Origin of the sequence: Streptomyces sp. NBC_01275 (genome assembly GCF_026340655.1) — a bacterium.
Lineage (GTDB): Bacteria > Actinomycetota > Actinomycetes > Streptomycetales > Streptomycetaceae > Streptomyces.
The window spans coordinates 4,094,093-4,120,431 of sequence record NZ_JAPEOZ010000001.1 but is presented as its reverse complement, the minus strand read 5'-3'; the positions used below and the strand labels follow the sequence as shown (position 1 = coordinate 4,120,431).

Here is a 26,339-nt window from a genome sequence, read left to right as displayed (position 1 = left end):
CGGATGGACGGTCGTGTTCGGGCTCATGCGGCCCGTTCGATCACCGCGTGCACGGACGTCTCGAGGATCGCGAGCCCCTCGGCCAGCTCCGCGTCGGAGGCCGTCAGCGGCGGCAGCAGCTTGACGACCTCGTCCCGCGGACCGGCGGTCTCCACCAGCAGGCCCCGCGCGAACGCCTGATCGGCGACCGCGTCGGCCAGCCCCGCGCCGACCACCAGACCGTGGATGAGGCCGCGGCCGCGGGCGGACAGGCCCGCGCCGGGGTGGGTGTTGACGATGTCCTGGAGCGCGTTCCCGATCCACTCGCCCCTGGAGCGCGTCGACTTCTCCAGCGCGTCGTCCCGCCAGTAGGTGTGCAGCGCCGCCGTCGCGGTGACGAACGCCGGGTTCACGCCGCGGAAGGTGCCGCTGTGGGCGCCCGGCTGCCACACGTCCAGCTCCGGCCGGACCAGGGTGAGCGCGAGCGGCAGCCCGTATCCGCCGATCGACTTCGACAGGCAGACGAGGTCCGGGACGATGCCCGCGTCCTCGAAGCTGAAGAAGGGGCCGGTCCGTCCGCAGCCCGCCTGGATGTCGTCGACGATCAGCAGGATCTCGTGCTGCCGGCACAGATCCGCGAGCGCGCGCAGCCACTCGGCGCTCGCCACGTTCACCCCGCCCTCGGCCTGCACGGTCTCCACGATCACCGCGGCCGGCCGGTCCAGCCCGCTGCCGGGGTTGGCCAGGAGCCGCGCCAGGTGCTCCGGGTGGGTGAGCCCGTCCTCGCCGTCGAACGGCACCGGGGTCGCGCCGGTGAGCGGCACGCCGGCGGAGCGGCGGTGCGAGGGATTGCCCGTGACCGCGAGCGCGCCGAGCGTCGCGCCGTGGAAGGAGTTGGTGAAGTGCACGACCTCGCTGCGGCCGGTGACCGTGCGGGCCAGCTTCAGGGCCGCCTCGACGGCGTTGGCGCCGCCCGGCCCCGGAAAGATCACCTTGTGGTCCAGGCCCCGCGGCTGCAGCACCACCTCGACGAGCGTCTCGAGCAGGTCGTGCCGCGCGGTGGTGAACATGTCGAGCGCGTGGGTGACGCCGTCGTTGGCGACGTAGTCCAGCAGCGCCCGCTTGAGCACCGGGTTGTTGTGCCCGTAGTTCAGTGAGCCGGCCCCGGCGAAGAAGTCGAGCCAGCTTCGGCCTTCCTCGGAGTGCAGGTGGCTGCCGGTCGCCCGGGAGAAGACGACCGGCCAGCGCCTGCTGTAGGACCGCACGTTCGACTCGTGCTGGTCGAAGATGCTCATGGAAGCCCCTTCCCTATGAGAGGAGTAGCGCGACCGTAGGCCGGCCTTCACTAAGAGATGTAGGAGTAGTACGAGCGCAGTCCCGGCAGCAGCAGGCCACGCGGCAGGCCGGCGACGACCCCGAGCGCGAACAGCAGGTTGTAGCGGAGGTTCTTCAGCGGCATGCCCTCGCGTACCGCGGCGACGCCGCGCAGCGCGCTGGCGCGGTCGTGCCAGTCGATGTTGAACGAGATCGACGCGCCGGGGGAGGTGACTTTGTGCAGCGTCCCGGGCGGCATGTAGAAGACGTCGCCCGCCTGGACGTCGGCCGTCAGGACCGTCGCGTCACGGAAGAGCGGGTACCGGTCGAGGTCCGGGGCGTCCGGGTCGACCGCGGCCCACCGCCAGTTGTAGGTGTAGCACCTGTCCCGTTCGGCGTCGGCCACCATGACGAACTGCTTGGACCCGTGCACCTGGAAGAACAGGTTGTGGGTGAGCAGGGTGTCGAAGTGCAGCGGGGTCACCGCACGCGAGGGTCCGACGAAGAACTGCGTAAACTTCCACCACTGGTCGCGGAAGAACGGCGGGAAGTAGTCGGCGGGGAACGGCTCGAGGTCGCGGCGCAGCTCCGGGATCATCGACAGCAGCGGCACGTCGTGCAGATAGCCGGGCGGATCGCCGGGGTCGTCTCCCCTGGCGACCTCGGCTTCCCACTCCGCGAGTTCGCGGGCGTAGTCGGCGAGGCGGACGACAGCGGTGCGACCCGCGGAGACGGTGCCGACCTTGACGCGTACCTGCTGGTCGGGGGCCGCCTTGGCGAGATGGGCGGCCGACCAGGTGGACACCGCGGGCAGGTGGGCGGCCGCGCCGCGCATCACCACCGGCCGGCGCCCCAGGTACACGGCGCGGAACTCCTCGGGGCTCAGCTCGGTCCGCACGTCCACAGGGACCGTTTGGGCCGTCGTTGTCACTGACATCTCCTATCGTCTTCCGCGTCGGCTGCTGTCCAAGTGGAGCGCGGCGTCGGTCGAACAGTGTGCGGTGACCACTTCGAGAACAGCTCATGTTCGGGCGGCGCCGCTTGGACGGTTTCTGCCCGGCTCGTAATCTTCCGGATTGTGCGGGCGCAGTGAGTTCAACGGCTGCGATCGCTCCGGCCTTTTGTTCCTTCGGCTTACGAAGCGCCTCTATCGGGGTCCGAGGATTCCCAGGTCCGGCCCTATGGTCAAGGGCGACCGCGTGCGGCCTGCGTTGACCACCCGTCTCGCCCGCCGACAACGAACGTTGCTGTTCCGTTCATTGGGTGTGCAGGCAATCACGGTTTCTTGACACTCGTAATCGGCCTGACCTAGCTTGAATCCCGTCGAACTGCTGAGAATGAATTTCCGGACCGCCTGGATGGGTGGCAGTTGAATATCCAGCAGTGACTCCTGCCGATAGTGCATCCCGCCTCTCCCCAATCGGGAACGACTGTATGGGACCTCTAATCTGATGTTCGACGACGAGAACGCCCAATACCTAGTGGTGGTAAACGGCGAGGAGCAGTACTCGATTTGGCCGGCGGTCCGCGATCTGCCGGGCGGCTGGACGGCGGTGGGCGACCCCCGCCCCCGCAAGGAATGCCTCGACCACATCGAAAGCGTATGGACCGACATGCGCCCGAAGAGCGTGCGCGAGGCCCTCGACAATGCCGGATCTCTCATCACACAGGGAAGTCGAATGGTACTCTCACAGCTGGTGGACGCCGACGAACTGAAGGCCATGTCCCCGGAGGAGCTTCGCAATATGCTGGCCAGCCTCGACGACGAATTGGTCTACGGCGAGGACGGCGAAGTCATCGAGCCGAGCCCGGGCGCTGAAACGGCCTAGCCGGACGAATCCGTCTCGCATTCCATGAACGGGTACTTCACGTCCATTCCTGCGCGCCGTTGGCTCGCTGCTCTCTGAGAAAAGTGAAATGACGTCTGCTGCCCAGAATTCCGTTTCCGCTGTCGTCGACTATGTTTTCGAGCGATATCCGCAGGTGGGCAGGCGGGCGGGCTGTCACGCATTCGACGCCCGGCTGCCTGACGTCGTGCCCGACGCTCCGTCCGATGTGGACGGTCTGCTGACCGCGGTCCGCGCGCAGCTCGACGCCCTGCCGGGGGACGCGGACGCGGAGGTGCGAGCGGACCTCGGCACGGCGATGCGGGTCCTCACCGACGAGCGGTTCCGCATCGCCGAGCTCGGCCGGGCCCACCGCGGGCCCGACCTCTGGCTCGCCGAGGCCGACGTGCACGTCTACCTGCGGGGCGAGTACGCACCGCTGGACGAGCGCGTCGCGGCGCTGTCGCGTCACCTCGCGCAGCTGCCGGACTTCCTCGGCGCCGCGGCGAAGACGCTCGGCGGCACTCTGCCGGCGGGCGAGCGCATCAGCGGCATCGAGAACGCCAGAGCCCGCGCGGCGTCCGTCGCGAACACCGTCGCCCAGCTCGTCGCACGGCGGCCGGAAGCGGCCGACAGCTCTCTCCTGGAGCTGGCCGGCTCGGCGAGCGCCGCGTTCACCGGCTTCGCGGCCGAGGTCGCGGCCACCGAGCCGGTCCGTGCGATCTTCGGCCCCGACCTGCTCGCCGCCTACCTCGAGGCGGCCGAAGGGGTCGACACGCCGGTGGACGAGCTGCTCGCGGAGGTCGAGGCCGAGGTGCAGCAGCTGGTCGCCCGCCTCGACGCGCTCGCCGCACGGCTGGGCGTGCGCGGCCGGCAGGAGGCGTACGCACTGCTGAGCGCACAGCTCCCGGCCGGATCGGTGGTCACCGCGCTGTCGGGGATCATCGAGCGGCTGCGGGAGTTCTGGGCCGAGCAGGACGTCGTCACCCTCACCAGCCGGTACGGTCTCGACATCCGGCCCGCCCGCGACGCGTCGACCTCCGCGGCGGTCGTGTTCGACCACGCCGGACCGCTCGAGACGGTGCCGCAGCCGCACGTGCTGCACGTCCCCGAGCCGCGCGACCCCGCCGCACTGCGCGACTACCTCAACGAGCCGATGCTCGAGATGATCGCCGTGCACGAGGTCGTCCCCGGCCACTACCTGCACCACGAGGCCGCTCCCGAGCACGCCGGCGTGATCCGCAGGTGCGTGCCGTGGTTCCCCGGGACCACCGAGGGATGGGCCCACTACACCGAGGAACTGGCGATCGAGCGCGGCCTCGCCGAGGGCCGCCCGCTCGTCGAGGTCGCCGCCCTGCGCTTCGCGCTGGAGGCCGCCGCCCGCCTGCTGATGTTCCTCTCCGTCCACTCCGGACGGAAGAAGTTCGGCGCTGCCGCCGCCGAGGCCGCCACGCTGTGCGCGTGGTCGCCCGAGCGCGCCGGCCGCGAGGTGCTGGCCGTGGTCGCCAACCCGGCCGGAGCCATGTACACGCTCGGCAAACTGCACATCCGACGGTGGCGCGAGCTGGCCGGCGTCCGCGACTCGGCCGCCGACCTGAAGGCCTTCCACGACCGGCTGCTGCGCTGCGGCGGCGCTCCGCTGTCCACCGTATGGCGCTACTACCTCGACGGCCGGCCCGTTCCGGCCGCATCCACAACGACGAAGGAGAATCCGTGACCGAGGTGACGGCAGAACTGATCCCCGCCGAGACGTTCCCCGCGGACTACTGGGTCACCGTCCCCGGCGGCCCCTTCACCATGGGCTCCGACGAGCTGCGGCACGACGGCAAGCGACGGGCGGCCTCGCCCGAGCACCAGGTCGACGTGGCCGAGTTCCGCATGGCCAGGTACCCGGTCACCGTCGCCGACTTCCGCCGCTTCGTCGAGGCGACCGGCCATGTGACCGACGCGGAGAAGAAGGGCAAGAGCTGGGTCTGGATCGGCGACCCCGCCGTCGTCGTCCCCGACCAGGACTACCTGTGGAAGGAGGTCGACGGCGTCACCTGGCGCACCCCCCGCGGTGCGGGCTCCACCGTGGAGGGCAAGGACGACCACCCGGTCACCCACGTCAGCTCCTACGACTGCCTCGCCTACTGCGAGTGGTCCGGCACCCGGCTGCCCACCGAGGCCGAGTGGGAGAAGGCCGCGCGCGGCACCGACGCCCGCGCCTACCCGTGGGGCAACGAGGAGCCCACCGCCGAGCACTGCAACCACACCATGAACGTCGCCGACACCACCCCCGTCGACGCCTACCCGAAGGCGGCCGGCCCGTACGGCAACGCGGACCTCACCGGCAACGTCTGGGAGATCACCTCCAGCGCCTTCCACCACTACCCGTACGACGAGAACAAGCCGGGGCGGGTCATCAAGACGAAGGCGGGCTCGATCTCGCTCGGCGTGATCCGCGGCGGCTCCTTCTACAACAACTGCAACCCCCGCGGCTGCCTGGCCTGGGTGCGGATCTACAACCTGCCCGACTACAGCTGCTACGACATGGGCTTCCGTGTCTGCGCACGGTGACCAAGGACCCGTAGACCGGCAGTTGCTCGACCGGGTGGACGCGCTCCTGGGCGACCTGCCCAGGACCCCGGTCGTGCGGCTGCCTCACCCGGGCATCCGGCTCTACGCCAAGATGGAGTCGGAGAACCGGACGGGGAGCGCGAAGGACCGAGCCGCGATCTGGATCCTCCGGGAGGCGGTACGGCGCGGCGAGATCACCTCGACCACCACGGTGGTCGAATCGTCCTCCGGGAACTTCGCGCTCGCCCTCGCATCGTTTCTGAACGAGCTGGACGTGCCGTTCGTGCCGGTGCTGGACCCCCACGTGAACGCGGCCACCGAGCGGACGCTGCGGCGGCTGTGCGCACGGGTGGAGAAGGTCACCGAGCCGGACGGCGCCGGCGGCTACCTGCTGAGCCGGCTCGCCCGGGTCGCCGAGCTGCGCACGGAGCTGTCGGACGTGTACTGGCCGGACCAGTACTCCAATCCGGACGGCGCGCGCGGCCACTACGAGCTGACCGCGCGGGAACTGCTCGAGGACGTCGGCCGGATCGACTACCTCTTCGTCGGGGTCGGCACCGGCGCGACGGTCAACGGGCTCTCCCGCCGGCTCGGCGAGGAACACCCGGAGGCCGCCGTGGTCGCCGTCGACGTCGAGGGCTCGGCGATCTTCGGCGCCCCGCCGGCCCGCCGACGCATCCCGGGCATCGGCTCCAGCATCCGTCCGCCGCTCATCGACGACGCCTGGATCAGAAAGGTGGTCGTGCTCTCCGAGCGGGACGAGGTGGCCGGCTGCCGGGCCCTGCTGCGCGACCACGGCATCTACGCGGGCGGCTCCACCGGCTGCGTCTACGCCGCGATCACCCGTCACTTCGACGGGCACACCGGACCGGAGCCGGTGGTGGCGTTCCTGTGCGCCGACAGCGGCGAACCGTACGCCGACACCGTCTACACGGACGCGTGGGTCGCCGAACACCTCACACCGGTCGCAACCGAGGGAGCATGAGCGTGACGACGAGCGTGTGGACGCCGCCGCCGGCCGACGAGGCCGAACTGACCGACTGGCTGCGCGCCCGCGACCCGGTCACCCGGGCCCCGGGCAACGGAGGCTGGCACGTCTTCGGCTACCCGGAGGTCAAGGAGGTGCTCGCCCAGCACGGCGCCTTCTCCAACGCCGTGGTGCGGCCCATGTCAGACGACTCGCCGATGCGCCTCTACCGCACGGGCAACCTCACCTGGATGGACCCGCCCCGCCACCGCAACCTGCGGGGACTGGTGAGCCAGGCCTTCACCCCCCGCTGGGTCGCCGGGCTCGAACCGATGGTCCGCGAGACCGTCGAGACCCTCCTCGCCGGCCTGCGGGGCCGGCCCGAGGCGGCCTATGTGCGGGAGTTCGCCTCACCGGTCGTCGCCACGGTCATCGCCCGGATGCTCGGCATTCCCGACAAGGGGCAGCAGCTGTTCCAGCAGTGGTCGAGGAGTCTCCTGGCGCTCGCCGACCCGAGCGCCGAGGGCAACGGCCTGCAGAAGGTCCTCACCCTGACCCAGGTCGCCGAGGCGTATCTGCACCGGTTCGTCGCCCAGCGGCGCGCCGCCCCCACCGACGACCTGACCAGCAAGCTCATCGCGGCCGAGATCGACGGCGAGCGCCTCGGCGACGACGAGATAGCCGGGCTGGTCGCGCTGCTGATGTCCACCGGGCAGGCCGCGACCATCACCCTCGTGAACGCGATGATCGTCCTCGGACGGCACCCGGAGGCCGTCGCCGCGCTGCGGGCCCGGCCCGAACTCCTGGACTCGGCCATCGACGAGGTCATGCGGTACCGCTCGGAGACCACCCGGGTGGAACGCAGGACCGTCCGGGACGTCGTGATCGGCGGGCACGAGATCCCCGCCGGGCAGTCGGTGTCGGTGTGGATCGCGGCCGCCAACCGCGACCCGCGGGTCTTCGAGAACCCGCATGTGTTCGACATCGAGCGCTCGCACAACCCACACATCGCCTTCGGCCACGGCATCCACTACTGCCTGGGCGCGCCGCTGGCGCGCCTGGAGATCCGCATCGCCTTGCGTGAACTGCTCGACTCCACCCTGGACTTCGCGATCGACCCGGCCGGCACCCGCCTGCTCGACCCGCGGCTCATGTTCGGCGCGAGCGAGGCGACCGTCCGGTTCACATGGAAGGAAAAGCAATGACCGGGTTCGTCCCGGGCGGGCTGATCGCACGGCTCGCCGAACATGCGCAGGACTCGACCGAGAAGCCGGCGCTGTCGATCGCGCCGGTCGGCGGCGGCCCGCGCGTCGACCTGACCTACGGGCAGCTGTGGGGCCGGTCGCTGGCCGTGGCCCGCGCCCTCGCCGAGAGGGTGCCGCCCGGCGCGCGCGTGCTGCTGCTGTTCCCGACCGCGCCGGAGTTCGCGCCCGCCTTCCTCGGCTGCCTCGCCGCGGGCGTGATCGCCGTGCCCGTGCCGCTGCCGATCGACGAGGGCTCCCGGCGACGGGTGCTGAACGTGGCCCGGGACTGCGACGTGTCGCTCGTGGTGTCCCTGTCGTTCGTCCGGGACCTGGCCGCCGCCGGCGACGACCCGGAGCTGCGCGCGTTCGCCGCGGCCCACGACTGGCTGCTCGCCGACCTGATCGAGCCCGTCACCGGCGACGACGGCACGGACCTGCCGCTCGCGGCCGCCGCCGACGTCGCCTTCCTCCAGTACACCTCCGGCTCCACCAGCACGCCCCGCGGCGTCGTCGTGACCCACGGCGCGCTGATGCACAACGAGGCCGCCATCCAGCGGTCGTTCGGCGTCACGGCGGACTCCACGATCGTCAGCTGGCTGCCCCTCCACCACGACATGGGCCTCATCGGCGCGATGCTCCAGCCCCTGTACACCGGCGCCAAGGGCGTCGTCCTCGACCCGCTGTCGTTCATCCGGCGCCCGGCGAGCTGGCTGGAGACCGTCAGCGCGGAGGGCGCCGACATCAGCGGCGGCCCCAACTTCGCCTACGACCTGTGCGTGCGCAAGGTGACCGAGGAGGAGAAGGCCGGGCTCGACCTGTCCGGCTGGCGCGTCGCGTTCAACGGCGCGGCCCAGGTCTACCCCCGCACCCTGCGCGCCTTCACCGAGGCCTTCCGCGACACCGGCTTCCGGCCCCAGGCGCATCTGCCCTGCTACGGCCTCGCCGAGGCGACCCTGCTCGTCACCACCGGCGCGCCCACCGCCTCCCGTACCTTCGACGACGGCCGGGAGCTGACCGCCTACCGGCTGCCCGACCACGCCGACGTGCGGGTGCTCGACCGCGACGGCGACACCGAACGCGCCGCCGGACAGGTCGGCGAGATCGCCGTCGCCGGCGACAGCAACGGCGCCGGCTACTGGGGCGGGCAGACCTTCGGGACCTTCCTGCGCACCGGAGACCTCGGCTTCCGCGACGGCGACGAGCTGTTCGTGGTGGGCCGTGCCAAGGACCTCGTCGTCCAGCGCGGACGCAACGTCTACCCCGAGGACCTGGAGGCCGACGCCGGCGTCTGCCACCCGGACGTCCGGCCCGGCCGGTGCGCCGTCTTCGGCGTCGAGCACGACGGCGACGAAGCGGTCGTGGTGTGCCAGGAGGTGGGCGCGCACACCCCGCCCGAGCGGTACCCCGAGATCGCCGCGCGGGTGCGGGCCACGCTGTCGCGGGTCCACGGCGTCACCGCCCGCACCGTCCTGATCGTGCCGCCCGGCACCATCACCAAGACCTCCAGCGGCAAGGTCCAGCGCTACGCCGCCCGGCGCCGGCACCTCGACGGCGACCTGCCCGTCCTGCTCGACGACACGCTCAGCGGACGCACCTCCTCGCTCACGGACCTGCTGACGGGCCACTCCCTGACGGACGCGCTGCGCCTTCACATCGGGGCCCTGCTCGGCCTGCCCGAGCCGCCGTCGGCCGACGCCCGCCTCGCCGACCTCGGCGCCGACTCGCTGACCGCGGTGCGGCTGCGCCACCACCTGGAGGAGGCGCTCGAGGTCGAGCTGGCGCCCACCGCGGCCCTGCGGGCGGAATCGATCGCCGAGCTCGCCGCCGCGGCGAGCTCCGCCGACGCCACCGCGCCGGCCGCTCCCGTCGCCGCGACCGGCGGCCATGTGCTCAACCCCGCCCAGCGCGCCCTGTGGTTCCTGCACCGGGCCGGGCCGGACGGCGGCGACTACAACGTGACGCGTGCGTTCCGTGTCACCGGGACCGTCGACCCCGACGCCTTCCACGCCGCGCTGCGCGCCGTGGCCGCCCGCCACCCGAGCCTGCGCCTGGCGATCACCACGCGCGACGGCGCCCCGCACGCCGAGGTGCGCGACACGACCGCCCCCGACGTCGAGGTCGCCGACGCACGCGCCTGGCCCGCCGAGCGGGTGGCCGCCTGGTACCGCGACCTCGCGACCCGCCCGTTCGACCTCGGCTCCGGTACCCCGCTGCGGGCCGCGCTGCTGCGCCGCGAGGGCGACTGGCTGTTCGCGTTGTCCCTGCACCACATCGTGTGCGACGTGTCGTCCTTCGCGATCGTCGTGGCCGACCTGGCCGCCGAACTGCGCGGCGAACAGGCGGCCCCCCGCCCGGCGCCCGCCCCGGCCGCGCCCCGCGACCACAGTGACTTCTGGCGGGCCGAACTCGACGGCGAACTCCCCACCCTCACCCTGCCCACCCTCACCCCGCCCACCCTCACCTCGCCCGGCCCCGGCCTGCCCGAGGCCGGCGCGCCCCGCGAGTCCCTCGCCTTCCAGGTGCCCGGCGCCACGCTGGCCGGATACGCCCGCGAGCACGGGCTGACCCTGCACAACCTGCTGCTCGCCGCCTACCAGGTGCTGCTGCACCGGCTGTCGGGCCAGCCCGATCTGATCGTCGGCGTGCCCACCGCGGGCCGCACCGACCGGACCCTGGCCGAGTGGGTCGGCTACCTCGTCAACGTGGCGCCGGTGCGCTCCGCGTACCGCCCCGAGACGCCGTTCGCCGAGTTCGCCGCCGCCACCCACCGCCGCGTCCTCGACGTGCTGGACCACGCGGACACGCCGTTGTCCGACATCGTGCGGCTGGTCAACCCCGACCGCGACACCGCGAAGGCCACGATCTTCCAGGCCATGTTCACCTGCTACACGGCGTCCCTGCCCGGCGCGGCCGGCATCGTCACCGGGGACGAGCGGGCTGAGCTGCCGGCGGGCGCCGTCACCCTGCACGGTCACTCGGTCCCCGACCACACCACGCAGTCCGACCTCGGCCTGAACGTGGCGATCCGCGACGACGTGCTGGACTTCCAGCTCCAGTACGACCGCGCCAAGGTCTCCCGCGACCAGGCCGAGCTGGTGGCCCGGACCCTGCCCGTGCTGCTCGCCGGGATCGGCGCCGGGACGACCGGCCCGCTGCCGCTGCTGGCCGAGGACGAAGCCGCCGCGCTGATCGCCCGGGGGATCGGCCCCGACGTGCCGCGCCCGGAGAACTACCTCGACTCCTTCGAACGCTGGGCCGACCGTACCCCCGACAGCGTCGCCGTCGACGACGGCCGGGTCCGGCTGACCTACGCCGAACTGGACGCCCGCGCCAACCACGTGGCGAAGCGGCTGCGGGCCGCCGGCGTGGCCACGGACCGCACCGTCGTGCTGAGCGCGGACCGGTCCGCCGACTACCTGGTGGCGTTGGTGGGCCTGCACAAGGCCGACGGCGCCTACGTGCCCGTCAGCCCCCGCGAGGCGCCCCGGCGCGCCGAGGCGATGGTCGACGCGGTCGAGCCGGCCGCGATCATCGCCGGCCCCTCGGGCCGCCACCTGTTCGGCGACCGCGAGGTGTTCGACCTCGCCGAGCTGGTCTCCGGCGCCGTCGAAGCCCGGCCGCCGCGGCTCTGCCACGACCACGCCACCTCGACGATCATCCACACCTCCGGCTCCACCGGTGTTCCCAAGGCCGCCGTCTCCACCAACTACGGCGTCACCAACCACATGTGGCAGATGGTCGAGCACTTCGGGCTCACCGAGCACGACTGCGTGGCCCAGACCGCCCCGGTCTCCTTCGACATCTCCGTGTGGCAGCTGCTGACCCCGCTGATGATCGGCGCCCGGGTGCGGATCGTGCCCGAGCCGGACTCGCAGTCGCCCGCGAGTCTGCTGAAGGCCGTCGTCGACGGCGGCGTGACCAAGCTGGAGCTGGTGCCGTCCAACATCGTGGCCCTGCTCGACGCCGGCCTCGCCGCGACCCCCGGCGCACTGCGGGTGATGCTGTCGACGGGCGAGTCCCTCACCCACGACGTGCTGCGGCGCTGGGTACGGGAGCTGCCCGGCATCCCCCTGCACAACGCCTACGGTCCGGCCGAGTGCACCGACGACGTCACCGCGGGGCTGTGCGCGACCGGCCCCGACGCGCCGATGACCAACGCGGTCGGCCGGCCGCTCGCCAACACCGCCGTGCACGTCCTCGACGAGCACCTGCAGCCGGCGCCGCCCGGAGTGGTCGGCCTGCTGCACGTCGGCGGCGGCGCGGTCGGCCGCGGCTACCGGGGCAACCCGAGGCGGACCGCCGAGATGTTCGTGCCGGACCCGTACGCGGTCGCCCCCGGCGGGCGGCTCTACCGCACCGGCGATCTCGGCCGCGTCGACGCCGACGGCGCCCTGGAGTTCCTGGGGCGCGCCGACACCCAGATCAAGATCCGCGGCCAGCGGATCGAGGTCGGCGAGGTCGAGGCCGCGCTGCGCCGGTGCCCCGGCGTCGTCGAGGCCGCGGTGAAGGTCCACCACGGGCCGGCGGGCGCCTCGCTCGTCGGGTACGTGTCCCGCCCCGGCGGGCCGAAGGGCCCGGCGGCGGTGCTCGACCTCGACGAGGACGAGCGGTTCCGCGCCGTCCTCGCCGACCTGCTGCCCCGGCACATGATCCCGACGATCATCGCCGAGCTCGGCCTGCTGCCCCGGTCCAAGAACGGGAAGGTGGACTACCGGTCGCTGTCGTTCACGGCGCCGGCGGCCACCCGGGCCACGGCCGAGTTGGACGACCCGCTCGCCGCGACCGTCCGGACCCTGTGGACGGACCTGCTGGAGCTCGACACGATCGGCTGGGACGACAGCTTCTTCCAGCTCGGCGGCCACTCCCTGCTCGCGCTCGCCATGATCGACCGGGTCAACGCGCTGCTCGACGTGCGACTGGTGGTCGACGTCGTGTTCGCCCACCCGCGGCTGCGCGACTTCGTCGGCGCCGTGCGCGCGGCCGACCCCGCGACCGCCGACCGGGCGCCGGACCGGACCCCCGCCGACCCGGCCCGGCCGGTCCCCGCCAGCGCCGCACAGCAGCGCTTCTGGTTCCTGCGCGAGATCGACCCCGACTCCCCGACGTACAACATGCCCGGGGTGCTGCGGCTGCGCGGCGACCTGGACGAGGAGGCGCTGGAGGCGGCGCTGCGCGAGACCCTGGCCGCGCACCCCGTGCTGCTGGCCCGGTTCGCTGCCGACGGCGGCGAACTCACCTGGACCGCCCGCCCGGTCGAGGAGTTCGACCTCGCCCGCCTGGACCTGCGCGGCCCGGTGGCCCAGCTGGGCGACGCGGTCTTCGACCGGCTGGTCGAGGACGAGGCCGCGGTCGTCACCGACCTGCGCGAGGAGTTGCCGTTCCGCGCGCTGCTCGCACAGCTCGGGGAACGGGACTGGGGCCTGTTCATCAACATCGACCACATCGTGTGCGACGGCTGGTCCGTCACCGTGTTCCTGCGCGACCTGGCCGACCGCTACAACCGGCGGACGCCCCCGGCGGCCGACTACGGGTTCGCGGACTACTGCCACGACGAACGGGCCTGGCGGGACCGGCGCGACCGCAGCGAGACGGCCGCCCTGTGGCGGGACGTGGCGGGCCGCCCGGCCCGGCGGTCCCCGCTGCCGGACCGGGCCGTGCCGGGCGCGCCGGGCGAGGAGACGTCGGCCAAGCACACCGACGCCTACGACGCCGGCCTGGCCGGGGCGGTGCGCGACCTCGCCGGCCGCACCGGCGCCACCCCCTACATGGTGTTCGCGACCGCGCTGGCCGCGCTCACCCACAGCGGGGCGTCCGAGCGCGAGCAGATCATGTTCGGCACGCTGATCGCCCAGCGTGACCGGCCCGAGTGGCGGCGGGTCGTCGGCCCGCTGCTGAACGTCTCGGTGCTGGCCGTGGACCTGTCCCCGGCCGACTCGTCGGCCGAGGCGCTGGCCGCCGTACGAGCCGGTGCCCTGCGGGCCTACCGGTCCGCGAACGTGCCCTTCCAGGAGCTGGCGCCGCTGCTCACCCCGGCCGCAGGCGGGGACGGTTCGCCGTTCGACGTGATGCTCGTGATGCAGCCGCCCTCCCGGCCCGTCGAACTGACGGGACTCGACGTGGAGACGACCGACCTGGACACCGCTGCCGCCCCCTACCCGCTGCTGGTCGACATCGAGGAGCAGGACGGCGGCTACCAGGTGGCCTACCGCTACCGGACCGGCCGCTTCGACGCGGCGGGCGTGGAGGAGCTGGCCCACCGGATGCGCGAAACGGTGCGCGCGCTGGTCGGTGCCGACGCGGCGACCCTGGCCGAGCTGGTTCCCGTGAGCGACGTGGTGGAGAGGACCCGATGATGCCCGAACCGATCGTGAGCCCCGTCCTTGCCCGGTTCTCCTCGTTCCTACGGGAGCACCCCGACGCGCCCGCCGTGGTCGCCGACGGCGTCACCCACGGGTACGCGGAACTGGACGCGCTGGCCCGCCGGCACGCTGCAGCGCTGCGGGCGGCCGGCGCCGGCCGGGAGACCGTGGTGGCGCTGGTCGCCGACCGCGGCCCCGGCTACGTCGCCATGGTGCTCGGAGTCCTGCTCGCCGGCGCGGCCTTCGTGCCGGTGGAGCCGGGCGTGCCGGAGCGGCGCGCCCGCCGGATGTGTGCCGACGCCGATGTGCGGGCCCTGCTCGTCGAACCGGGGCACGAGGAGTTCGCCGCCCGGGTCGTGGCCGGTCTCGACCGCGAGCCGAGCGTGCTCGTCGCCGCCGCGGAGCCCGGGAACGAGCCCGCGAAGCCGGGGCCGCGGCCGGACTCCGGCGCGGTGCCGGACCGGCCGCGCGACGGCCTCGCATACGTGATCTTCACGTCCGGGTCCACCGGCACGCCCAAGGGCGCGATGGTCGCCGACGGCGGCATGGACAACCACATGGCGGCCAAGATCGCGGACCTGGGGCTCGGACCGGCCGACGTCATCGGTCTCACCGCGCCGCTGTCCTTCGACATCTCGGTGTGGCAGACCCTCACCGCGCTCACCATCGGCGCCCGGACCGCGGTGGCCTCGCCCCGCAACATCTCCGAGCCCGCCGAACTGGTGGCGTGGGTCCGCCGGCACGGGGTGACCGTCCTCGAGATCGTCCCGTCGTTCCTCGCCGTGCTCACCGCGCAGCTCGACGACGACCTGCGGGCCGGGCTGTCCTCGCTGCGGTACCTCGTCGCCACCGGGGAGGCGCTGCCCGGGGCGATCGCCCAGCGCTGGTACGAGCACTGCCCCGACGTCCCGATCGTCAACGCCTACGGCCCCACCGAGTGCTCCGACGACGTCACCCACCATGTGGTGACCGCGGCCGAGAGCGCCGCCCGGCCCTGGCCGTCGATCGGCCGGGAGGTACTCAACACCCGTCTGTACGTGGTGGATGCGCAGGGCCGCGAGGCGCCGGCCGGCACCGAGGGCGAACTGCTGGTCGGCGGCGCCGGCGTCGGCCGCGGCTATATCGGCGACCCGGTGCGCACCGCGCTCACCTTCGTCCCCGACGGCCTGTCCGGCACGCCCGGCGCCCGGCTGTACCGCACCGCCGACCGGGTGAGCCGCGCCGCCGACGGCACCATCGACTTCCACGGCCGCCGCGACCGCCAGGTCAAGATCCGGGGCCACCGGGTCGAGTTGGGCGACGTGGAGGCCGAGCTGCTGCGGGTGTCCGGCGTACGCTCCGCCGCTTGCGTGTTCACCCGCGGCCGGCTGCGGGCGTTCGTGACCCTCGACGCGCCGACGGACGTGGCCGCCGCCGTGCGCGCCGGCGCCCCGCACTACCTCGTCCCGCACGACGTGACCGTGCTCGACCGGCTGCCGGTCAACACCTCGGGAAAGACCGACCACCGGGCCCTGGAGGGCCGGTGCGCCGAGGACACCTCCGAGGACACGTCCGCGGACCCCGCTCCGGCCACCGGTGCCCGGTCCACCGACCTGGACGCGGTGCGCGACCTGGTCGCCGAGACCCTCGGCGTGGCCGCGATCGGCCCGGACGACGACTTCTTCGCCGCGGGCGGCGACTCGCTGCTTGCGATGACCCTGGTCATCGGCGCCCGCGCCCGGTTCGTCGCGGAGGGCACGTCCCTGCCGGCGTTCCTGTCCCGCCCGACTCCACGGGGCCTCCTCGCCGCGATCAAGGCCGCGGAACCCGTGGTCGCCCCCGCGGAACCGCGCGCGGTGGGCGCCCTCTCGTCCGGGCAGGAGGGGCTGTGGTTCTCCGAGCAGCTGCACCGCCGGAAGGCGCCCAACCTGCTGATCCTCTCGCTCGACCTGCACGGGCCGCTCGACGAGGACGCGCTGCGGCACGCGCTGAAGGCGGTCGTCGCCCGGCACGAGCCGCTGCGCACCGTCTTCACCCAGGAGCGCGGCGTCCCGAAGGCCGTCGTATGGCCCGAGGCCGAGATCGCCCTGGAGACGGGCGCCTCGGGCGAGTTCGAGATCTCCGCCCGCACCCTTGAACCGCCGCTCACCAAGGTCCGGTTGGAGCGGGTCGCCGACGACCACCACGTCCTCACCGTCGCCCTGCACCACCTGGTCGCCGACGGCTGGTCCCTGGAGGTGCTCAAGCGCGACATCGCCGAGCACTACGAGCGGGCGCTGGCCGGCGACACCGAGGTGACGCTGCCCCGCGCCTCGTACGGCCAGTACGTGGCCGCCGAACGCGAGTGGCTGGCGGGCCCGGACGCCGAGGAGTGCACGCGCTACTGGACCGGACAGCTGGCGGGCATGCCGGAGGCGATCGACCTCCCGCTCGACCGCCCCCGGCCGGCCAAGCCGACCTTCGTGACCGACCACGTGGTCACCCGCCTCACGGCGGAGGAGACCAAGGCCCTCGCCGAAGCCGCCCGGACCCGCGGCGCGACGCCGTTCATGGCGGTCATGGCCGCCGCGTACGTCGTGCTGCGGGAGGCGACCGCGACGACCGACCTGGTGCTCGGCATCGACTCGGTGAACCGCTCGTGGCCCGGCAGCGAGGAGCTGATGGGCACGTTCGTCAACCAGCTGCCGGTCCGGCTCGCGCCCGGTGGAGCGCTGCCGGCCTTCGGCGACCTGCTCGACCTGGCCAGGCGGCAGGTGCTCGGCGCGCAGGAACACGACCGGCTCCCGTTCCACAAGCTGGTCGCGGCGGTGAACCCGCCCCGCCAGGCGGGCCGCTTCCCGCTGTTCCAGGTGAAGGTCACCCACCAGAGCGCGTGGCGCACCGGGATGCGGCTCGGAGACCTTCAGGTCGTGCCGCGCGAGCTGGCAGATCCCGTCATGGACCTGGACTTGACGATCGACGTCTCCGGCGAGGCCGACGAGCTGCGGCTGGAGGTCCTGTTCTGGCCGGAGACGCTCGACTCCGCGACCGTCGCGACCTGGGCGGAGGCGATGGCCGACGTGCTGCGCGCGAGCGCGGCCGACCCCGACGCGGTACTGAACTCTCGGCGAAAGGTGATGAAGGTGTCGACACAGGATCAGGTCGCCGAGGTCTGGCGTGAGCTGCTGGAGCTCGACACGGTGGCCGTCGACCAGGACTTCTTCGCCGTGGGCGGCGACTCGCTCACCGCGATGCAGGTGGTCTACCGGCTCACCGAGGAGACCGGCGTCGAGCTGGCGCTCGAGGACTTCTTCGACCTGAGCACGGTCGAGGACGTCGCCGCCGAGCTGGACCGCCTGCGGGCCGAGCGCCCGGCCGCCGAGCCGGTGTTCGAGGGAGAGCTGTGAGCGCGCTGGAGGTGCTGCGTCGCCTGGACGACCGCGGCGTGGCCCTGACCCTCGCCGACGGCCGGCTCCGCTACCTCAGCCCGGGCGAGGAACTGCCGTCCGAGCTGCTGGCGGAGATGAAGCGGCACCGTGAGGACCTCGTCGGCCTGATCGGCCGGCGCGAGGGGCTGACATGGCCCCCGGCGCCCGGAGGGGACACCGGGCCGTTGACCGCCGCACAGCGCTCGCTGTGGGCCACCTCGTACTTCGCCGAGGACGGCACCTACAACCTGTGCGGGGCGCTCCGACTGCGCGGCCCGCTCGACCGGGACGCGTTCGTCACGGCGCTGCGGGACCTGCACGAGCGGCACCCCTCGCTGCGCACCGTCTTCCCGGTGACGGACGGCGAGCCGCAGCAGCGGATCCTGTCGTCGGTGGAGCCCCCGCTGACGGTGGCCGACGCCGCCGGCATGGACGCGTGCCTTGCCGAGTGCGCGCGCCTCGCCGACCTGCCGCTGGCCCTGGACACGGCCCCGCCGGTGCTGATGCGCCTGTTCCGGCTCGCGCCGCAGGACCACGTCTTCTTCTTCGTGCTGCACCACGTGATCGCCGACGGTTCGTCGTTCGGCCCGCTCCTGGACGACCTGGCGCGCTGCTACGGCAGCCGGGTCGCTGGGCAGGAGCCGCCGCCCTCCGGCGACGCCGTCGCCGTGGCCGACTTCGCCCGCTGGGAGGCCGACCGGGTCGCCCACGCCGATGTCGCCGCCTCCCGCCGGTACTGGCGGGAGCAGTTCGACGACGCGTCGCTGGGCGCACTCCCGCTGCCCCCGCCGCTCGACGGTGCCGAAGGCGAGCGTGGCCACGCCCACCGCGTGGTCGTGCCCGCCGACACCACCGCCGCCGTGCGGCGGATCGCCGAACAGGCTCGCTCCGGCGTCTTCACCGTGGTCTCCACCGCCGTCGCGGTCGCGCTGTCCCGCTACACCGGGCGCGAGGACCTGGTCGTCGGCATGCCGGTCTCCCGCCGCGACCGCACCGGCCTGGAACGGGTCGTCGGTCTGCTGCTCGACATGGTGCCGGTCCGGCTCGACGCCGGCCCCGCCCCCTTCTCCGAGCTGGTGCGCCGCACCCGGTCGGCGGTCCTGGGCGCCGTCCGCCACGCGCCCGTGCCCGAGGACGTCGCGGCCTCCCGCTCGGCGTTCAACGTCATCGTCACCGACCTCGGCACCACGCTGTCCGCACCCGAGTTCCCGGGCCTTGCGATCGAGCACGTCGAGGTGGCGCAGGTCGGTGCCAAGTACGGCCTGAACTTCCTGGTCCGCGACGAGGGCGACACGCTCGCCCTGTACGTCGAGGCGGACCGCCGGGCCGTGGCCGACGCGGACGTCGAGGCCATCGCCGGCACCGTCCTCACCGTGCTCACGGCGGCCGGCGCCGACCCGGCCGCCCCGGTCACGACGCTCGCCGCGGAACCGTTCGGGGCGGCCGCCCCGGGCGCCGTCGCCGCGCCCGCTCGGTCGCCGCGCGCCGACGAGTCGCTGACCGGTCGACTGGCGGTGACGGCCCGCACACGCGGGGACGCGATCGCCGTCACCGCGCCCGAGGGCGTCCTGTCCTACGCCGACCTGTGGGCGCGGATCGAGGCGACCGCGGGGGCCCTGCGCGCTCGCGGCATCGGGGCCGGGGACGTCGTGGCCATCTCGCTGCCGCGCGGTCTCGACCTCGTCGTCGCCATCATCGGAGTGATGGCCTCGGGCGGGGCATGCCTCGTGCTGCACGAGTCCTGGCCGACGGCACGCGTCACCGACATCCTCAGCGACTCGGGCGCCCGGCTCACCGTCACCGACGACGACGCCGTGCCGGGGGAACGGGCCGGCCTCGCCGAACTCGTGGGCGCCCCGGCGAAGGCGCCGCTCGCCCACGTGCCCGCGCACACCGCCGCGTACGTGATCTACACGTCCGGTTCCACCGGCCGGCCCAAGGGCGTGCGGGTCACCCACCGCAACGTGCTGAGCCTGCTCGACGCGACCGCCGACGGCTACGGCCTCGGCCCCGACGACGTGTGGACCCTCTTCCACGCCTGCTCGTTCGACGTGTCGATGTACGAGATGTTCGGCTGCCTGGTGCACGGCGGCCGGCTCGTCGTGGTGCCGCGGCTGACCACGTGGGAGCCGGAGGAGTTCGCCGAGCTGTGCGCCCGCGAGCAGGTGACTGTGCTCAGCCAGACCCCGTCCGCGCTGACCGTGATGCTGCCCGCACTCGCCGCCCGGCCCGACGCCACCGAGCACATCCGGTACGTGCTGTTCGCGGGCGAGGCCCTGGACCGGACGCTCGTCGAGCGCTGGTACGAGGAGGTCGGGCACCGGACCCAGCTCGTCAACATGTACGGGATCACCGAGACGACGGTGCACGCCTCATGGCGCCGGCTGCGGCCCGAGGACACCCGGACCGCGGAGTCCGACATCGGCACGCCGCTGCCCGGCACCGCGCTGCACGTGCTGCGCGACGACGGCGCACCGGTCGCCGACCGCTGCGTCGGCGAGATCTACGTCGGCGGCCCGCAGGTCAGCGACGGCTACCTCGGCCGCCCGCGGGAGACCGCCCTGCGGTTCCTGCCGGACCCCTTCAGCGAGGTGCCGGGCGCCCGCATGTACCGCTCCGGCGACCTCGCCCGGCGCAACGGCACCACCCTGGCCTACCTCGGCCGCCGCGACCAGCAGGTGCAGGTCAACGGCTTCCGGGTGGAGCTCGCCGAGATCGAGGCGGCGCTCTCCGCCCGGCCCGGGGTCACCGCGGCCGGCGCGGCGGTCACGACGGACAGCAGCGGCGCGCACCTCGTGGCCGTCGTCGTCCCCGAGGGCGGCGCCACGCCCGACCCGGCGGAGCTGCTGGCGGCGGTGCGCTCGACGCTGCCCCGCTACATGGTGCCGCGCACCGTCGTGGTGGTCGACGACCTTCCGCTGACCAACAACGGAAAGCTCGACCGCGCGGCCGTCGTCGCCGCCGCGGCCGCGGCCGGGGCCACGACGTCGGAGCCGACGCCGACCGGGCGGGGGGCCGTCCCGTCCGGCGGACGCGAGGCCCTGCTGCTGGAGGTGTTCCGCGAGGTGCTCGCCGACCCCGCCGCCGACACCGGCACCGACTTCTTCGACGCCGGCGGGGACTCCATGCGCGCGATCCGCGTGGTGGGTCTCGCCAAGGACCGGGGCCTGGGCCTGACCGTGCGGGACGTGTACGCCGCGCCCACGGTCGCCGCTCTCGCGCCGCGAGCCGCCGAGGCCGACGCCGAACGCGCCGTCCGCGAGCCGTTCGCGGAGCTGCCGGCCGGCGTCGCCTTCCCGCCGGACGTCGTCGACGCCTACCCGATGACCGCACTGCAGTCCGGGATGATGTACCACCAGGAGATGGCGCCCGACGCCCGCGTCTACCACATCATGCTGAGCTACCGGGTGCGCGGCGTACTGGACCCGGCCGCCTTCCGCGCGGCCGCGCAGGCCGTCACCGACGCCCATCCGGTGCTGCGCACCAGCTTCGACCTCGCAAGCGAGCTGGGCCCGGTGCAGCGGGTGCACACCGGTGTCGCCGTGCCGTTCACGTTCGAGGAGCTGACCGGGCTCGACGCCGACGCCCAGGAGGAGCGGATCCGGCAGGTCGTGGCGCGCGAGATCGCCGAGGACTTCGACCTGTCCCGGCCGGCCCCGTTCCGGCTCGTGGCGCTCACCACGTCCGGGGACGACTACCAGCTGATCTTCACCCACCACCACGCCGTCCTCGACGGCTGGTCGGTGAACGTCTTCTTCGAGGACCTGCACGCCCGGTACCGCGAGCTGCTCGACACGGGCACGGCGGCCCCGCAGCCGCGCCCGCGCACCACGTTCGGCGACTACGTGGCGCTGGAACGGGCGGCGCTCGCCGACGAGGAGCAGCGGAAGTTCTGGACCGAGCGCACCGCCGGACCGGCCCGGCTGATCGCGCCGGAGCGGTCGGGCGCGCCGGTGATGCGGCAGTTCCACGTGGACCTCACGGGCCGGCTCGGCGACCTGCGGGCCGTCGCCGCCCGGCTGGGCGTGCCGGTGAAGGCGCTGCTGTGCGCCGCGCACCTGCGGGTCGTGTCCTGGCTGACCGGCTCCGACGACGCGGCCACCAGCATGGTGTTCGCGTGCCGGCCCGAGGACTCCGACGCCGACCGCGTGCTCGGCCTCTTCCTCAACCAGCTTCCCCTGCGGATCGCGCCGGGCGCCCGGTCGTGGGCGGAACTGGCGGTGCGCGTGCACGAGGAGGAACAGGAGATGATGCGGCACCGCTGGTACCCGAACGCGGCGATCCAGGCCGGGTACGGCGCGGCGCCGCTGTTCGACTCCGGCTTCAACTTCACGGACTACCACAACACCCGCCGTATGGTCGGCGCCGGCGGCCTGGAGCTGCTGGACGTGCAGGAGCTGGAGTCCACGCACTACGCCTACAGCTCGGCCTTCACCGTCGACGTCCGCACCCACGAGCTGCGGCTGTTGATGGAGTACGACGCGTCGGCGCTGCCGCACAGCACGATGGCGTTGGGGGCGGAGGTGCACCGCAGGGCGCTCGCCGCGATCGTCGAGGACGCCGAGCGGCCCTTCAGTGACACCCCGCTGCCCGGCATCGCCGACCTGGCCCGGCTGCTGGCGTCCGACCGGTCCGCCGACGCGGCCGACGCGGCCCCGGCCCTGGCGGCGGCCGCCGCGACCACCGTGCGATCGGCCGCCTCGGCACCGGCACCGGCACGGCCGCCGGGACCGCTGCCGGGACCGGGATCGAGGCCGGCCGGCGCGGCCCTGGAGGCGAGCATCCGCGAGGTCTGGACCGAGGTGCTGGGCATCGCGGACATCGACGCGGCGACGCCGTTCTTCGACGCGGGCGGCGACTCGCTCACCGCCATGCAGGTGGTCAGCCGGCTCCGGGCCCGCCACGGCGCCCTGTCGATGCGCGCCTTCATGTCGGCGCCCACGATCGCCGGCCTGGCGCACGCTCTCGCCGACGCCACCGCGCCGGCGTCGGCGCCGCCGGCCGTGCTGCCCACCGTCTCCGAGACGGCGGCCCGCTACCCGCTCTCCCCCGCACAACGCCAGATGTGGGAGATCGCCGACCGACTGCCCGGCGTCGGACTGTTCGGAATGGCGGGCGCGTTGCGCGCCGACGGCCCGCTCGACATCACCCTCCTGCACCGGACCTTCGCCGAACTGGCGACCCGGCACGAGGCGCTGCGCACCCGGATCGAGGCCACCGGCGACGGCCCCGTCCAGGTGGTCGAACCGCACGTCACGATCACCGTCGACGTCGAGGACCTCACGGCCCACGAGCACCCGGCCCGGCACTGCGAGAAGCTCATGGCCGCCGCCGCGCGGGAGGCGCTGCCGCTCGACCGGGCGCCGCTCCTGCGCGTCGTCGTGTACCGGCTCGCCGCCGACCGGCACGTCGTCTTCCTGAACATCCACCACATCGTGTGCGACGGCTGGTCGCTCACGCTGCTGCTGTCCGACGCCGCCCGGATCTACCGGGAGATCGCCGCCGACGGCGCACCCGCGCTCCGGCCGGTCCCACGCGGCAGCGGCTGGCTCGCCGAGGACCGGGCCGCATGGCTCGCCACCGGCGAGGCGGCACGGCAGCGGGAGTACTGGCTCGACCGGCTCACCCCGCCGTGGCCCGCGCTCGCCGGCGCCCCGGGCAGCCGCTTCGCCGAGCTGGGCACGGCGTCGTTCGTGCAGCGCCTGCGGTCGGCGTCGACCAGGGCGACGCTCTCGGCCGACGACGTGGCCGCGGTCCGAGCCGCGGCGCGCAAGCACGCCATGACCGACTTCATGCTGGTGCTCGGCGCGTACGCGGCGACCCTGCGGGCGTGGAGCGGCCAGGACGACGTCCGCGTCGCCACCATGCTCGCCAACCGCGTCGAGCCGGGCCTGGAGGAGGTCGTGGGGCTCGTCGCCAACACGGTCGTGCTGCGCATGCGGCTCGGCGACGCCGATCCGGTCGCGATCAGCCGGCAGGCCCGCGAGGTCTGCGTCGCCGCGTTCGAGAACCAGGAGCTGCCGTTCGAGGACGTGCTCTCCGAGATCCGCGACCGGCACCCGGACGCGGGCCCCGTGTTCGAGGCGATGCTCGTCGCGCAGGAGGAGACGGCCACCGTCGCACCCGACGACGGCCTCGTGTTCGCGCCGTACCGGTCCGCACGCGACGTGCTCGGCGCCCAGGTCGTGGCCACCGCGTCCGACTTCGTCCTCGGCGTCGCGCCCACCGGCGGAGAACTGCTGTTCGAGCTGCGCTATAAGCCCGCGACCACGCCGAAGGAACTGGCCGCCGAACTGCTCGCCGCGATCACGACCGCCGTACGGACCACCGCCGCAGCCCTCCTGGAGGCCCCGTGACCACGTGCCAGGCTCGCCGTCCGCGCCTGCGCCGCCTGTGGCTGCTGCCCACAGCCCGGGTGGTGGGCGCCGCGGGCGCGGCCACCGTGCTGCTCGCGGGCGCCGTGCTCGCCTGGCCGTGGGCGTCGGCGGCCGTGCTCGCCGCGGGCGCGGTCGGGATCGCCGGCCATGTGCACCGCAACTGTGGCCGGGTCGCAGTTGAGCGACGGATGCTGCGCGCCCTCAGGGACTCCGCGCCCCGCTGCCCCGGCGACGTCGAGGTGCCCACGCTGACCGCACCGGTGCGGGCCGAGTGCGGCGACGACGGCGTCACCCGGATCACCGCGCAGACCTACCACGACGCGGTCCGCGCGCTCGGCTACACGATGGGGCGCGACCGCGGCTTCCAGCTGGACCTCGTACGCCGTACCGGAAGCGGCCGGCTCGCGGAGGTGTGGGGCCGCACCGCCCTGCCGTTGGACACCGTGTACCGCCGCCTCGGGCTCGCCGCCGCGGCCCACGCCGCGACCGAGGAGCTCGCCGGGCCGGAGCGGGAGCTGCTGACCGCGTTCGCCGACGGCGTCAACGCCGCCTTCGCGCACGAGACCCCGTTCGAGTGCCGGTTCCTGTCCTACCGGCCGCAGCCGTGGCAGGTGGAGGACAGCGTGCTCACCTCGCTCGTGCTGTCCCACTCGCTGTCCTGGAACGAGGACGCCAAGCGGGCGGAGGCGGTCATGCGCCGCGCGCTGCCCGCACCCGTCGCCGACTTCTTCCTGCCCGGCGGCGGGACTGCGGCCCTGCCCGCCGGTCTGGCGGGCCATCGCGGAGCGGCGGGAGCCCCCGACCTCGTCGCCCTCGACGGCGCCGTCCCCGGCTCCAACTGCTGGATCGCCACGGGAGACGAGCCGCTGCTCGCCTGCGACCTGCACCTGGCGTTCGGCGTGCCCAACGTCCTCTACGAGGTCGACCTCGCCTGGCCCGGCACCCGGCTGCGCGGCCTGGCGAGCCCCGGCCTGCCGGTCGTCCTCACCGGCACCAACGGGCGGATCGCCTGGGGCGTCACGAACCTCACCGCCGACGTGCTCGACCTCGTCCCCGCCGGTCAGGACGACCTGCACACCAGGACGGAGCACGTCCGCATCCGTGGCCGCCGACCGGTCGCCGTGGACGTCACCACCGACGGCACGATGCCGGTCTCGCCCATCCCGCTGTGCGGCGAGACGATCGCCGTCCGCTGGACGGGGCACGACCCCCGCGCCGCCGACCTGCGGTTCCACCGGCTCGCCCACGCCGGCGACGTCGACGAGGCCGTCGCGGTCCTCGACGACGCACACGGCGTCGCCCTCAACGTCCTGGTCACCGACCGGGAGCGGATGGCGCACGTGGCGACGGGTCTGCTGCCCCGCCGCCCGGCCGGGACCCCGCGCACCGAACCCGCCGACGGCCACCTCACCGGACCGGAACGCCCCCGGGCGCTGGATCCCGCCGACGGCGTCCTCGTCTCGGCCAACGACGCCGCCCTGCCCGAGGACGAGTTCCGGATCGGCCTCGACCTCGACCCCGGCCATCGGGCTCGCCGCATCCGCGAGGTCCTCGGCGCGGCCGAACGGCACGACGCGGCGGGCATGCACGCCCTGCAGCACGACATCGCCGCTGATCTGTACCTGCCCTACCGTGACCTCGCGGTCGCCGCGCTCCAGCCCACCGACCCCGTCCGGTCCCTGCTCGAGGAGTGGGACGGCACCGCCGCGACCGAATCCCGCGCCTTCGGCGTCCTCGTGCGACTGCGCAACGTCCTCGCCGGGCGCGTCCTGGCGCCGTATCTCGCCGTCTGCCGCGAGCACGAACCCGCGTTCCGCTTCCCGTTCCGCGACCTCGACCGACCGCTGCTCGCGATCCTCGGCGCCCGCGACTGCGCGCTGCTGCCCGCCGGGACCACCGACGTCGACGGCTTCGTCGCCGACTGCGTGGCGGCGGCTGTGCGCGAACGCCCGCAGAAATGGGGCCGCCTGAACCGGGTCGGCCTCAGACATCCGCTCGCCGCTCTCGCGCCGTGGGCGGATGCCCTGCTCGGCATCCGCCCCCGTCCGCAAGCCGGGATGCTGCACAGCGTCCGCACCGCCGTCCCGGGGTTCGGCGCGGCCGGCCGGGTCGTGGTCACGGTGGACGACCTCGTCACCGTCGAGCTGCCCGCCGGCCAGTCCGGGCACCCGCTGAGCCCGCACTACGCGGACCGGCACGCCCGCTGGGCGAGCCTGCCCCCGCTGCGGCCGCGAGCACGCCGTGCGGGCCGCGGCCATGTGCTCCGCCCCCCGGCAGACCGCTGACGTGTCCGGTGGCGAACGAGACGACGGCGGCGCGGGCAGCGGG

11 protein-coding genes are annotated in these 26,339 nt (G+C 73.7%); 9 read left to right on the top strand and 2 right to left on the bottom strand.

The genetic code is table 11. The features are described 5' to 3' along the window. Positions 1-23: 23 nt before the first annotated feature. Together ectB and OG562_RS17915 are read right to left on the bottom strand one after the other, a co-directional pair. Entirely contained in the window at positions 24-1,274 is a 1,251-nt protein-coding gene (gene ectB, locus OG562_RS17920; protein ID WP_266398815.1) for a diaminobutyrate--2-oxoglutarate transaminase, read from the bottom strand. A gap of 50 nt (positions 1,275-1,324) precedes the next feature. Beyond that, positions 1,325-2,224, bottom strand: coding sequence for a cupin-like domain-containing protein (locus OG562_RS17915; RefSeq protein WP_266398813.1), 900 nt, complete (start codon positions 2,222-2,224; stop codon positions 1,325-1,327). Positions 2,225-2,744: 520 nt separating this feature from the next. Here OG562_RS17915 and OG562_RS46015 point away from each other — a divergent pair. The 9 genes from OG562_RS46015 to OG562_RS17870 all read left to right on the top strand — a co-directional run bounded on the left by OG562_RS46015 (position 2,745) and on the right by OG562_RS17870 (position 26,296). Beyond that, complete coding sequence (locus OG562_RS46015; protein WP_323187529.1) at positions 2,745-3,122, top strand: MbtH family NRPS accessory protein; 378 nt, start codon at positions 2,745-2,747, stop codon at positions 3,120-3,122. A gap of 88 nt (positions 3,123-3,210) precedes the next feature. After that, entirely contained in the window at positions 3,211-4,836 is a 1,626-nt protein-coding gene (locus OG562_RS17905) for a DUF885 family protein (RefSeq protein WP_266398811.1), read from the top strand. Continuing rightward, a complete protein-coding gene (locus OG562_RS17900) occupies positions 4,833-5,678 on the top strand; it encodes an SUMF1/EgtB/PvdO family nonheme iron enzyme (protein WP_266398808.1) in 846 nt (281 codons plus the stop codon). The genes OG562_RS17905 and OG562_RS17900 overlap by 4 nt, the downstream gene beginning before the upstream one ends. Continuing rightward, a complete protein-coding gene (locus OG562_RS17895; protein WP_266398806.1) occupies positions 5,662-6,663 on the top strand; it encodes a pyridoxal-phosphate dependent enzyme in 1,002 nt (333 codons plus the stop codon). Before OG562_RS17900 ends, OG562_RS17895 begins: the two co-directional genes overlap by 17 nt. 2 nt (positions 6,664-6,665) lie before the next feature. Beyond that, a complete protein-coding gene (locus tag OG562_RS17890; protein WP_266398803.1) occupies positions 6,666-7,850 on the top strand; it encodes a cytochrome P450 in 1,185 nt (394 codons plus the stop codon). Beyond that, positions 7,847-14,242, top strand: a complete 6,396-nt coding sequence (locus tag OG562_RS17885; RefSeq protein WP_266398800.1) for a non-ribosomal peptide synthetase — start codon at positions 7,847-7,849, stop codon at positions 14,240-14,242. Before OG562_RS17890 ends, OG562_RS17885 begins: the two co-directional genes overlap by 4 nt. Then, positions 14,242-17,613, top strand: a complete 3,372-nt coding sequence (locus OG562_RS17880; protein ID WP_266398798.1) for an amino acid adenylation domain-containing protein — start codon at positions 14,242-14,244, stop codon at positions 17,611-17,613. The genes OG562_RS17885 and OG562_RS17880 overlap by 1 nt, the downstream gene beginning before the upstream one ends. Next, positions 17,610-23,990: a non-ribosomal peptide synthetase gene (locus tag OG562_RS17875; protein ID WP_266398796.1), complete on the top strand. Its 6,381-nt coding sequence runs from the start codon at positions 17,610-17,612 to the stop codon at positions 23,988-23,990. The genes OG562_RS17880 and OG562_RS17875 overlap by 4 nt, the downstream gene beginning before the upstream one ends. Next, complete coding sequence (locus tag OG562_RS17870) at positions 23,987-26,296, top strand: penicillin acylase family protein (RefSeq protein ID WP_266398795.1); 2,310 nt, start codon at positions 23,987-23,989, stop codon at positions 26,294-26,296. The genes OG562_RS17875 and OG562_RS17870 overlap by 4 nt, the downstream gene beginning before the upstream one ends. Positions 26,297-26,339: the final 43 nt, after the last annotated feature.